This window comes from Kitasatospora sp. NPDC041917, assembly GCF_055589745.1.
This window is the reverse complement of sequence record NZ_JBVJBI010000009.1, coordinates 50,819-61,859: the sequence shown is the minus strand read 5'-3', so window position 1 is coordinate 61,859 and position 11,041 is coordinate 50,819. Positions and strand designations below refer to the sequence as shown.

Annotated in this window: 7 protein-coding genes; 2 read left to right on the top strand and 5 right to left on the bottom strand. The window is 76.8% G+C overall.

Features of this window, described 5'->3' with window-relative positions; all coding sequences use genetic code 11:
- Window positions 1-14: 14 nt before the first annotated feature.
- Complete coding sequence (locus ACZ6EM_RS13335) at window positions 15-1,493, bottom strand: hypothetical protein (RefSeq protein WP_465772389.1); 1,479 nt, start codon at window positions 1,491-1,493, stop codon at window positions 15-17.
- Window positions 1,494-1,585: 92 nt separating this feature from the next.
- Window positions 1,586-2,023 carry a hypothetical protein gene (locus ACZ6EM_RS13330; RefSeq protein WP_380355891.1) on the bottom strand — a complete coding sequence of 146 codons (438 nt, stop codon included), beginning with the start codon at window positions 2,021-2,023 and terminating at the stop codon, window positions 1,586-1,588.
- Between ACZ6EM_RS13330 and ACZ6EM_RS13325 the strand changes: the two genes are divergently transcribed.
- Entirely contained in the window at window positions 1,910-2,305 is a 396-nt protein-coding gene (locus tag ACZ6EM_RS13325; protein ID WP_465772492.1) for a DUF4259 domain-containing protein, read from the top strand. The two genes, ACZ6EM_RS13330 and ACZ6EM_RS13325, sit on opposite strands and share 114 nt — an antisense overlap.
- Window positions 2,306-2,318: 13 nt before the next feature.
- On the opposite strand, the gene ACZ6EM_RS13320 is transcribed toward ACZ6EM_RS13325, so the two are convergent.
- On the bottom strand, window positions 2,319-4,766 hold the full coding sequence (locus tag ACZ6EM_RS13320; RefSeq protein WP_465772388.1) for a hypothetical protein: 2,448 nt from the start codon (window positions 4,764-4,766) through the stop codon (window positions 2,319-2,321).
- Window positions 4,766-8,728, bottom strand: a complete 3,963-nt coding sequence (gene eccCa / locus ACZ6EM_RS13315) for a type VII secretion protein EccCa (RefSeq protein ID WP_401050780.1) — start codon at window positions 8,726-8,728, stop codon at window positions 4,766-4,768. The genes ACZ6EM_RS13320 and eccCa overlap by 1 nt, the downstream gene beginning before the upstream one ends.
- A 203-nt stretch (window positions 8,729-8,931) precedes the next feature.
- Between eccCa and eccD the strand changes: the two genes are divergently transcribed.
- Window positions 8,932-10,299, top strand: a complete 1,368-nt coding sequence (gene eccD / locus ACZ6EM_RS13310; protein WP_465772387.1) for a type VII secretion integral membrane protein EccD — start codon at window positions 8,932-8,934, stop codon at window positions 10,297-10,299.
- Between the two features lie 77 nt (window positions 10,300-10,376).
- Here the strand turns inward: eccD and ACZ6EM_RS13305 are convergent, their stop codons facing one another.
- Entirely contained in the window at window positions 10,377-11,024 is a 648-nt protein-coding gene (locus ACZ6EM_RS13305; RefSeq protein WP_452179625.1) for a type VII secretion system-associated protein, read from the bottom strand.
- Between the last annotated feature and the right edge of the window lie 17 nt (window positions 11,025-11,041).

Sequence of the window (11,041 nt, the reverse complement as noted above, 5' to 3'; positions counted from 1 at the left end):
GGGGTCGGGCGGGGTCAGGCCGTGCAGGTGGCGCGGACGGCGCTGGCGGCGTGGTGGGCGAACGTCTCGGTGCTGCCCGACCAGTCCAGGCCGCGGCTGTGCAGCGTCAACGAGATCGGGCCGCGGTAGGAGAACGGGCCCTGGTTCACCCAACTGCCCCGGCTGGCCGTCTGGTTGATGGAGAACGAGCCGATCTGGCCGCCACCGCTCTGCACCGTGTAGAGGCTGGGGTTGCCGCCGACCTGCTTCACGTCGCCGCTGGCCGGGATGTAGACGGACAGGGTGCAGCTGCTGACCTTGTCCACGGTGAAGGTCCAGACCACCGAGTTGCTGTTGTCGTCCTTGTTCGCGTCGCCGGACATCGGCATCGAGGCGTACGTGCCGTTGCAGCCGTCGCCGCTGTAGCCGCCCGAGTTGTTGCGCCAGCCCTTGGTGCCCTGGTCGTACCAGCCGTTGGGCTTGTACTGGCCGCCGCTTGAGCAGTACGGGCCGGCGATCACGGTGACCGGTGCCGGCGGCTTGGCGGCGGCCGGCGGCGGCGCGGGCTGCTGGGCCGCCGGTGGCGGCGCGGCCGGCGGGTTCGCCGGGGGCTGGTTGGGGGCCGGGTTGGCCGCGCCGCCACCACCCGTGCCGCCGGAGGCCGCGCCGCCCGAGGCGGCCGCCGCACCGCCCTGGGAGCGGTCGGTTCCGCCGCCCGGGGCGGGGTTGGCCGCGCCGCCCCCGGGACGGGCGGCCGCACCGGTGCCGCCGGCGCCGTTGGGGACGACGGCGCCGTTGGGAGCCGAGGCCGCCTGGTCGCCCGGCGAGGGTGCGGCCGAACCGTCGGGCAGCGGGACCACCGCACCCGGCTGCCCGTCCGGCGCGGCGCCCCCGCCGGTGCCGCCGTGCTCGTCGAAGCCGGGGACGTAGCCGTTGCCGCCGTCCCCGCCGCCCTGCCCGTAGCCGGGCGGGACGTCGGCCTGGGCGGGCCCGTGCTTGGGGTCGTTGCCGCCGAGCTGGGTGACCACCACGGAGGTGCCGACCAGTACCAGGCCGACGGCGACGGCCGCGGCGATCATCGGCCGGGAGACCCGGCCGGGGCGCGGCCCCGGGTCCGTGGCGCCGTCACCGGCCGGCTCGGCGGACGCGACGGCGGCGAGTGCCACCGCCTCGGGCGCCCCGGGGGCGGTCGAGGCCGCGACGGGGGACGGCAGCGGCGCCGGCCCGATACCCGTCGGCGCCGCAGACTCGGGCTCCGCCTCGGCCTCGGGCTTCGGTCCGGCCTCGGGCTTCGGTCCGGTCCGTGCCCCGCCCGTCGCGGCGCCCGCGGCACCGGCACCCGCACCGGCACCCGACGGCACCGGGAGCACCGCCGTCGCGGCGCTCGCGGGCTCCTGCGCCGGCTCCGCCGGCTCCCCGGGGTCCGCCTCGGCCGCCAACGCCCAGTTCACCGCCGGGAGCTGGAAGCCGCCCGCCCTCCGCTCCGGCTCGCCGCGCTGCTCCTCGCCCACCATGCATCCCCTGCGTTCGACGACACTCCTGTGGGGAGCTACGGCCCGCGTGGCCGAACCGGTTCAGCCGGACCGGTTCGGCCGGCCGGCGCGCTTCAGGTCCCGACCGTCCAGACCGGCTCCGCGGCCGCCTCCGGCGGGGACAGCACGAAGGACACGGCCTGCTCCAGCACCGCCGCCGAGGGCTGCGTCCACGGCTCGTCGAGCTGCTCGCGCACGTGGGCGAGCAACTCGGGGTCGGGCGCCAGCCCGTACTCCTCCAGGTAGTACGTCACGGTGTCGGTCCAGATCCACCGGCCGTCGGTGCGGAAGCCCATCGGCACGACGCCGCGCCGCCCCGGGTCGACCACGTCGTCCATCAGCATCGGCGTCAGCAGCACCGTCGCCCCGGCCCGCAGGTACCGGGCGACGGCCTCGCGATCCGCCCCCGCCGCCAGCCGCGGCCGGTCCGGTGCGAACCCGGGCCCGGTCACCGGATCCACCGCGTCGAACACCGCCGCCAGCCGGAACCCGCCGTTCACCGTCTCGCCCATCCCCGTACTCCTCCTGCCGATCACCACAGCCCTACGTTCCGTCCGACGGCCGACCGGCGGCCCGGGGTTCACCGGGGCACGCGCGGGGCGCTTCCCGTCCTCGCCACCGACCTGCGGCCGCTCGCCGTCGAGGCACTCGACCGCGTGGTCGCCGGGGGGTCCGAGCTCGCCGAGCTCTGGGACGAGGCGCCCGGCGGCACGAAGTGGCGCCAGGCCGTCAGGCGCCCGCGCGCCGTGCTCGCACCCGATCCCGAGCCGCAGGACGCGCTGTTCGACCTCTAGGAACGATCGACCGTCAGGCGGCGCCCAGGTCCAGGGCGTAGCGGGAGGGGTCGGCGGGGCGGACGCGGTCGGCGGGGGCGACGGCGTCGCGGCGGGCGAGCCAGGTGCGCAGCCGGTCCGGGCCCGGGCGGACGCCGCCGATCTCGTGGAGCAGCACCCGGGCCGGACGGCCCTCCTCCGGGGCGGCCGGCTCGACCTCGACCACCTCGAACTCCGTGCCCGGGGCGAAGATCACCGTCGGCTGGTCGCCCGGACCGCCGAAGGCCGAGCTGCGGCGGCCGCTGACGGACCAGATGGCGAACTCGATCCCGATGTCCTCCCCCAGATCCGCTCCGGGCGCCGCCAGGCCGGTCACCGGGGCCCGCTCGGTCAGCACCGCGCCCGGGGCGTACGCGGCGAGGTCGCAGTCCTGCGCCGGGCCCGCGACCAGCACGCCGCCGTAGTGGCTGGGCAGCCGCCGCAGGCCCGCGGCCAGGCAGCGCAGGTACGGGCCGTAGGGGCCGGGCGCGCCGGACCGGGCCGCCGCGAGGAGTTCGGCGCGCGGGGCCAGCGGGCCGCAGTCGCCGTGCTGCAGCAGGACGGCGACCAGTTCGGGGCCCTGCTCGCCCTCCTCCGCCCGGGCGCGCAGGGCGGGCAGCCGAGAGGCGACGTCCTCGGCCCGCCGCGCCAGGCGCTGGTAGGCGGGGCCGAGTCGGGCGGCCAGGGCCGCGCCGTCCTCGGCGGGGGTGGCGGGGTCCGCCGCCGTCACGGGCGGGGGCGTCACGGGCGGGGGCGGGGGCGTCACGGGCGCCACCGGTGTCACGGGTTCGGGAACCGGGTCGGGCTCGGGCTCGGGGACCGGCTCGGGTTCGGGGACCGGGTCGGGCTCGGGCTCGGGGACCGGCTCGGGCTCGGGCTCGGGGACCGGCTCGGGCTCGGGCTCGGGAGCCGGGCCTGCCTCGGGGGTCGGGGCTTCGGGGGCCGCCTCGGGCTCCTCGCCGATCGCCTCAGGGAGCAATATTGTTCCTTCGCTGGTTTCCCCCGAGGTCTCCGCCACGAAGGCCCCGCCCGAGGTCGACACCCTGGCGGCGGGCGCCGGCACCGTCACCGGTTCGGGATCGGGATCGGGCACGGCCACGGGCGCAGGCACCGGCTCCGGCTCCGGCTCCGGCTCCGGCTCCACCGCAGCCTCGACCTCGGCCTCGGCCTCGGCCTCGGCCTCGGCCCGGGGCCACGGCTCCACCACCGCACCCGCCGCCACCGACTCCGCCCCGATCCAGTCCAGCCCGTACAGCCGCGCGCAGAACCGCCCCACCGCCGCCGACTCCACGTCCAGCATCCCCGCCACCGCGAGCGCGAGCCGCGCCGCCCCGGTCGGGAGCGAGCCCAGCAGCGCACCGAGGTGGTCCCAGACCGTCTCCGGCACCGGCCGGCCCGGCGTGCCGACGACCAGCACCGGCCGCGCCGGGTCCGGCCGGCGCAGCCGGGGTCCGCGGTCCACGGCGGCGGCCGGGCGCAGCCACAGTCCGGCCGCCACCGCCTCCAGCTCCCAGCCGGGGAAGGCCGGGTAGCGGGCCGTCCCGGGGGCCGGGGGCAGGTCGGGTCGGGTGCGCCAGCCGACGGCGGTGACGGTGCGTTCGCTCGGGCGGGCGACCAGCTCGGTGAGGTACGGTTCCCAGCCCTCGCCGCCGTCCGCCGCCACGTGGACGGTCCGCACGTCGGGCCCGGCGGCCCCCGCCGCACTCACCGGCACGCCGATCGCCGCCCGCACCTCCTGTCCGAGCGAGGCCGCCAACACCGCCGCCAGTTCGATGAGTTCGACCGGTGCGGCCCACGGCGCGCTCAGCACGAGGTGGTCCGCCCGTCCGGCCGTCTCCTGCAGCAGCACCGCCGCGTTGGCCAGTTGGGCGCCGCTGGGCAGCGGTCCGGCCGGCTCGCCGATGATCAGCAGCAGCCCGTCCCGCGGTGCGGCGGCCCGCTCCAGTACGGCGGGCAGGGCGGGCCCCACCGGCGCCTCGGTGACCCAGAACACCCCGCCGGCCAGCGGGGTGATGGTCGCGGCGGCGGGCCAGCGGCTGCCGAGCGGTTCCGCTCCCCCGCCGGGCCGGCAGCGCCACCACGTCCCGTTCACGGCCGGCAGGGTGCCGTCCGGCTCGACGCTGACCACCGCGTCCGGCGCGACGACCGTCAACCCGCAGCGCCTGGCGAGCAGTTCGGCGGGCCGGCGGCCGTCCGGGCCGAGCGCCGCCAGCCCGGAGGCGGCCAGCACCAGCACGTCGGCGTCGCGTTCGCGCGCGGCCCGGGCGAGTTCGTCCAGCGAGGCCAGCAGCACGGGCGCCGCGTCCTCGGCGGCGGCGAGGAGCAGCAGGGCCCGCGGCTCGGCGCGTACCGGCGCCAGTGCCTCGGCCAGTCCGTGCGCCTCCGCGCCGGGCGGTGCGATCACGTAGTGCGGGCCGAGCGCCCGCAGCGTCGAGGCGCCCATCACTCCTCCTCCGCCAGCTGCCCGGTCTGCACCTGTACGGTCCGCCGCCGGGTGATGTACAGGCCGCGGCCGGCCGGGAACTGGCGGGGCTTGAGGTTGCCGAACAGGTAGCCCTCGGAGGGCGGGCAGGACATCAGCAGGGTGGGCGAGTTGACCTCCTGGAGCTTGCGGATCAGCGGGTCGCCCAGCGACCGCCCGATGCCGTTGGCGCCGCGCGCGACGACCACGTGGAGGCCGATCTCGGTGCCCTGGGCGAGGTCCTCCAGCAGCACGTTGAAGGGGTGGCCGCCGCTGCCCGAGCCGACCAGGTCGTAGTCGTCGACGAGGATGAACAGCTCGGGGCCGGTCCACCAGTCGCGCAGCCTGAGCCGGGCGGGGGTGATGTCGGCGGGCGGGACGCGGTTCTTCATCGCCCGGGACGCGCCGTCCACGATCTGGCGGAGCTTGTCGACGGCCACCGCGTAGCCGAGCCGGTACTCCTCCGGCACCGCGTCGTACAGGCCGCGCCGGTAGTCGACCAGCATGATCCTGGCCTCGGCCGGGGTGTAGGCGGTGGTGATGGCCTTGATCATCAGCCGCAGCAGGTTGGTCTTGCCGGATTCGCTGTCGCCGACCACCAGCAGGTGCGGGTTCTCCTCGAAGTCGTGCCACAGCGGCGAGACCTCGGTCTCCTCCAGGCCGATCGGCACCCGCAGCCGGCCCTCGGGGGCGGGCAGCCGCTCGGCGTCCAGGACGAGCGGCAGCATCCGCACCTCGGGGGCGCGCGGCCCGGTCCAGTGCGCGGCGACGGCGTCGACCAGGTCGGCGACGCCCTCGCCGAGGTCGTCGGTGTTCCCGGAGCCGTCGATCCTGGGCAGTGCGGAGAGGAAGTGCAGCTGCTCGTCGGTGAGGCCGCGGCCGGGCAGCTTGGGCACCTTGGCGGCGGCCCGCATGTTGATCATCGAGTCGACGGAGTCGCCGAGCCGCAGCTCGAAGCGGGTCTGCAGCTGGTCGCGCAGGCCGCCGGTGATCTCGCCCCAGCGGGTGGTGCCGACGACCAGGTGGACGCCGTAGTTGAGGCCGCGCTGGGACATCAGGGTGAGCGGCTGGACGAGGTCGTTGAACTCCTGGCGCAGGGTGTTCCAGCCGTCGACCACCAGGAAGACGTCGCCGTGCGTCTCGTCGGGCAGCTCGCCCGCGGCCCGGCGGCGGCGGAAGGACGCGACGGAGTCGATGCCGAGCTCGGCGAAGTACTTCTCCCGGCGGGTGATGATCCCGTTGACCTCGGCCACGGTCCGCAGCACCCGCTCGCCGTCGTGCCGGCCGGTGACTCCGCCGACGTGCGGCAGGCCGCGCAGCGCGGAGAGCGTGCCGCCGCCGAAGTCCAGGCAGTAGAACTGGACCTCGCGCGGGGTGTGGGTGAGCGCGAGCCCGGTGATCAGGGTGCGCAGCAGGGTGCTCTTGCCGCTCTGCGGGGCGCCGGCGATGCCGACGTGGCCGCCGGCGCCGGAGAGGTCGGCGGTGAGCAGGTCGCGCAGCTGGTGGAAGGGGCGGTCGACCACGCCGACCGGCAGGCCGAGGGTGCCGTGCCGGGCCCGGTCCTCGGTGGTGAGGCCGCGCTCGGGGTGCGGTACGAGCGGCGGCAGCAGCTCGTCGAGGGTGGGCGGGACGTCCAGCGGCGGCAGCCAGACCCGGTGGGCGGGCGGCCCGGCGTCGCGGAGCCGGCCGGACGCGATCTCCAGCAGCGAGCCGGCCGAGACCTGCTCCTCCTCGGTCTCGGCCGCCGCCACCGGCAGCTGCCGGGGCATCACGTACTCGGTGCCGTACGCGACGACCTGCCCGGCGATGGCGGCCTGCTGGGCGGCACGGCGCTTGGGACGGTACGGGCCGGAGACGTACGCGGCCTTGAACCGGGTGAGGGTGGAGATGTCGCTGCGCAGGAAGCCGTTGCCGGGCTGGGAGGGCAGCTGGTAGGCGTCCGGGACGCCGAGCACGCCGCGGCTCTCCATCGCCGAGAAGGTGCGCAGGCCGATCCGGTAGGACAGGTGGGACTCCAGGGCGCTCATCCGGCCCTCGTCGAGCCGCTGCGAGGCCAGCAGCAGGTGCACGCCGAGCGAGCGGCCGAGCCGGCCGATCATCACGAACAGCTCCATGAAGTCCCGGTGCGCGGACAGCAGTTCGCTGAACTCGTCGACCACCACGAACAGCGTGGGCAGCGGCCGCAGCGCGGTGCCGGCGGCGCGCGCGGTCTCGTAGTCCAGCAGCGAGGCGTACCCGGCCTCGCGCAGCACCTCCTGGCGGCGGACGAGTTCGCCGTGCAGGGCGTCGCGCATCCGGTCGACCAGGGCGGCCTCGTCGGCGAGGTTGGTGATCACGGCGGAGGTGTGCGGCAGGGTGTCCAGGCCGAGGAAGGTCGCACCACCCTTGAAGTCGACCAGGACGAAGTTGAGCACCTCGGAGGAGTGGGTGACGGCGAGCGCCAGCACCAGGGTGCGCAGCAGCTCGGACTTGCCGGAGCCGGTGGCGCCGATCAGCATGCCGTGCGGGCCCATGCCGCCCTGGGCGGACTCCTTGAGGTCCAGGTCGACGGGCCGGCCGTCCGGGCCGAGGCCGAGCGGGACGCGCAGCCGCTGCGGGATGCCGCGCTGCGCCCAGAGGGCCTCGACGTCGTGGGCGTGCAGGTCGGGGATGCCGAGCAGGGCGGTGAGGTCGAAGTCGGTGGCGAGCGGTTCGGCGGCGTCGACGCCGTCGGCGATCCGGTAGCGGGCGAGCCGGGCGGCGAGGCGGGTCGCCGCGGGCAGCGGGAGCCCGTCGGGGCGGCCGAGGTCGGTGACGACGTCCTTGCGGTTGCGGTCGGCGCCGACCATGGTGAGCCGGCCGTCCTCGATCCGCAGCCGCAGGGTGGTGCGGGCCGGGCGCCACTCCAGGGAGTCGGCGAGGTCGATCAGGACGGCGTTGCGGTAACCGGCCAGCGCGGCGCGGCTGCCGGAGTGGGCGCCGGGGCCGTCCAGGACCAGGACGGTGAACGGCTCGTCCCGGGCCGGTACGGCGTCCGGCTCGAAGCCGGGACGGCCGGTGAACTCCTCGCCGAGCAGCTGCTCGACCTCGCCGAGGCTGCCGGCGACCAGCCGGACCGGGCCCGCGCCGTCGGTGTCGGTCGGGTGCAGGGCGTGCGGCAGCCACTTGGCCCACTCCCACTCGGCCCGCCGCTCGGGGTCGGTGACGACGGCGATGCACAGCTCGTCCGGGCCGTGCACCACGGCGAGCTGGGCCAGCACCGCCCGCACCAGCGAGCGGGCGGCCTCGGGGTCGTCGGAGCGCAGCAGCAGGTGGGCGAAACCGCGCAGGTGGATCGCCATCGGCTGGTCGGCGAGCGTGCCGTAGGCGTGGATGAAGCGGCGCAGCGCGTGGGCGCAGAGCGGCTCCAGGTCCTCCACCGGCTTGGTGGCCAGCGGCGCGAGCGGGGTCGCCAGGCGTTGGGCGCCGAGCGCGATCCGGACGTCGCTGAAGTCGGGGTGGGCGGCCCGTCGCTCCCACAGCCGGGTGGTGCCGACCAGCGAGCCCAGTTCGGTCGGTGCCGGGTGCCGCCAGGCCAGGGCCTTGCGCTGGGCGTCGATCGAGCGGCGCACCTGACGGCGCATCTGGGAGAGGTAGCGCAGGTAGTCGCGGCGCTCGGCGCGCAGCTGCTGCTTGCGGTCGCTGGAGCCGCGGATCAGCTGGGTGACCAGCATCCCGACGGCGGACAGCGCCATCATGCCCATCGCGACGTAGCTGAGCATGCCGCCGCTGCCCTCGCCGCCGCCCGGGTGCAGGAACATGAACACCATCGACAGCGAGCCGAGCGCCATCGGCGCCATGCTGATCACGCTGGCCATGCCGCTCTGCTTCTCCGGCAGGCCCGGCGGTTCCTGGAGCTGGATCTCGCCGTCCGGCATCTCGGGCCCCGGACGCCGGGGCGTCCGGTTGATCAGCTCCACGCTCACTCAGGGCTCCTTCTCACCACGGCCGTTCCCTCTGGGTGACGGACGGCGCGGCACCGGAGGTTCAGCGGTGCGGGGTCCGACCGCGGCACACCGGTTGAACGCAGCACGCCGGGCAGGCCGTTCATCCGGGCGGAGAGGCGGACCACCGCCCAGCGAACCGGAGGACCGGCGTGAGCAGCAGTGTCGTGGCAGGACTGTGCCGATTGAGGTTCCATGCGCCGGGGACGGCCTTCGAGCTGGCCGTCCCCGCCGATGTGCCCCTGGCCGACCTGCTGCCCGCCGTCCTCGGGCACGCCGGGCCCGGGCTCGCCGAGGAGGGCCTGGAGCACGGCGGCTGGGTGCTCCAGCGGCTCGGCGAGGAGCCGCTGGACGAGGAGCGCACCGCCGAGGCGCTCGGCCTGCACGACGGCGACGCCCTGTACCTGCGGGCCCGCCACGAGGCCCTGCCGGAGGTGCACTTCGACGATCTGGTGGACGGCGTCGCCACCGGCATGAACGAGCGCGGCGACACCTGGCGCCCGGCCCTCACCCGGGTCCTCTCCCTGGCCCTGGCGCTGACGGCGCTGGCGGCCGGCTGGGTGCTGCTCGCCCTGTCCGGCCCGGCGGCCCCGCGCGAGGCCGCCGCCGCGGCGGTCGCCGTCCTGCTGCTGCTCGGCGCGGCCAGCGCCTCCCGGGCGATGGCCGACGCGGGCGCGGGCGCCGCGCTGGGCGCCGCCGCCGTCCCGTACCTGGCGCTCGCCGCGCTGTTGCTGCCGAACGGGCCGGGCGGGTCCGGCGGGTCCGGTGGGGGCGAGCTGCTCGGTGCCCGGATCCTGGCGGCCTCCTCGGCCGGGGCCGGGGCGGCGGTGCTGGCCCTGGCGGCGGTGGGGGCGGCGGCGCCGCTGTTCCTCGGGGTGGCGCTGGTCGCGCTGCTCGGGGTGCTGTCGGGGGTGCTGGTGCTGGCCGGGATGACGCTCGCCCAGCTGGTGGCGGTGGTCGGGGTGGTGGCCGTGCTGGTCGGCGCCTTCGTGCCCTCGCTGGCGTTCCGGCTGTCCGGGCTGCGGCTGCCGATGCTGCCGCGCAACGCGGACGAGCTCCAGGAGAACATCGAGCCGGTCCCGGCCGCCGCCGTGCTGCCCCGCGCCCTGGTCGCCGACGACTACCTGATGGCCCTGCACACCGCGATCGGCGCCGTCTGCGCCGTCTGCCTGACCGTGCTGCCCTTCGCCGACGGCTGGGCCGGCCCGGCCGAGGCCGGCGCGCTGAGCCTGCTGCTCCTGCTGCACGGACGGGCCGTCGGCAGCATCCGCCAGCGCCTGGCCGTCCTGCTGCCCGGCGTCCTCGGCGGCCTGGTGCTGCTCACCCGCGCCGCCGCCGGCGCCTCCACCACCGACCGGCTGCTCCTGCTCGCGGTCCTGCTGACGCTGACGGCCGCCCTCCTCGTCGCCGCCTGGACCGTGCCCGGCCGCCGTCTGCTGCCCTACTGGGGCCGCCTCGCGGACGTCCTGCACACCCTGTGCGCGCTGGCCCTGCTGCCGCTGGCCCTCCAGGCCTGCGGGGTCTACCACACCCTGCGCGGCCTGGCCGGCTGAGCCGGGCGGGGATCCGCGGGCCCGTCACCGTCCCCCGGTGGCGGGCCCTTCCGCTGCCCGCCCCGGTACGGGCCGGGTCAGTCGAACGGGCGGAGCGGGCCGCCCCGGTCGCCGGCCCGCTCCCGGGCGTCGAGGGCCGCCCACAGGGAGCCGGGCTCCAGCCTCATCGCGGCCGGGGCTCCCGGGTTGACGACGATCCCGAGGCCGGGGGGCAGCCGTTCCAGCAGCGTGCCGGGGCCGACCACCGCGTGCCCGGGGCTTCCCGCGGCCTCCAGCCAGGAGCGCGCGGAGAACACGACCACGGCCGGTTCGCCGTCCGGGAGTCCGAAGCCGCCGACGGTGCCGAACTCGTCCAGCAGTACGGCGACCCGGGCCGAGGCGAGCGCGCGGTAGACGTCGTCGCCCGGCCCGTACCCGGTCGCGGCCAGCTGGACGGCGGCGTCGACCGGGTCGGTCGGTGCGGGCCACTCGCGCGCCAGCGGCGACGGGCGGTACTCCGCGTTCGGCGCGAACTCCTCGACGGAACCGTCCTCGCCGGCACGCCACCGGCCGATCACCGCCCAGTCCGGTGGCTGCCCCTCGCCCTGCCAGTTCGGGTCGACCAGCCCGATCCACTGCCCCGGCGCGGCCCGGGCGGCGGCCAGGATGCGCTCGGGCACCGGCGCCGTGTCGGGTGGCGGCGTGGCGGCCGTCGGTTCGTCGTGGCCCTGTCCGGGAGCGGTCATCGCGGTCCTCGCTGTCT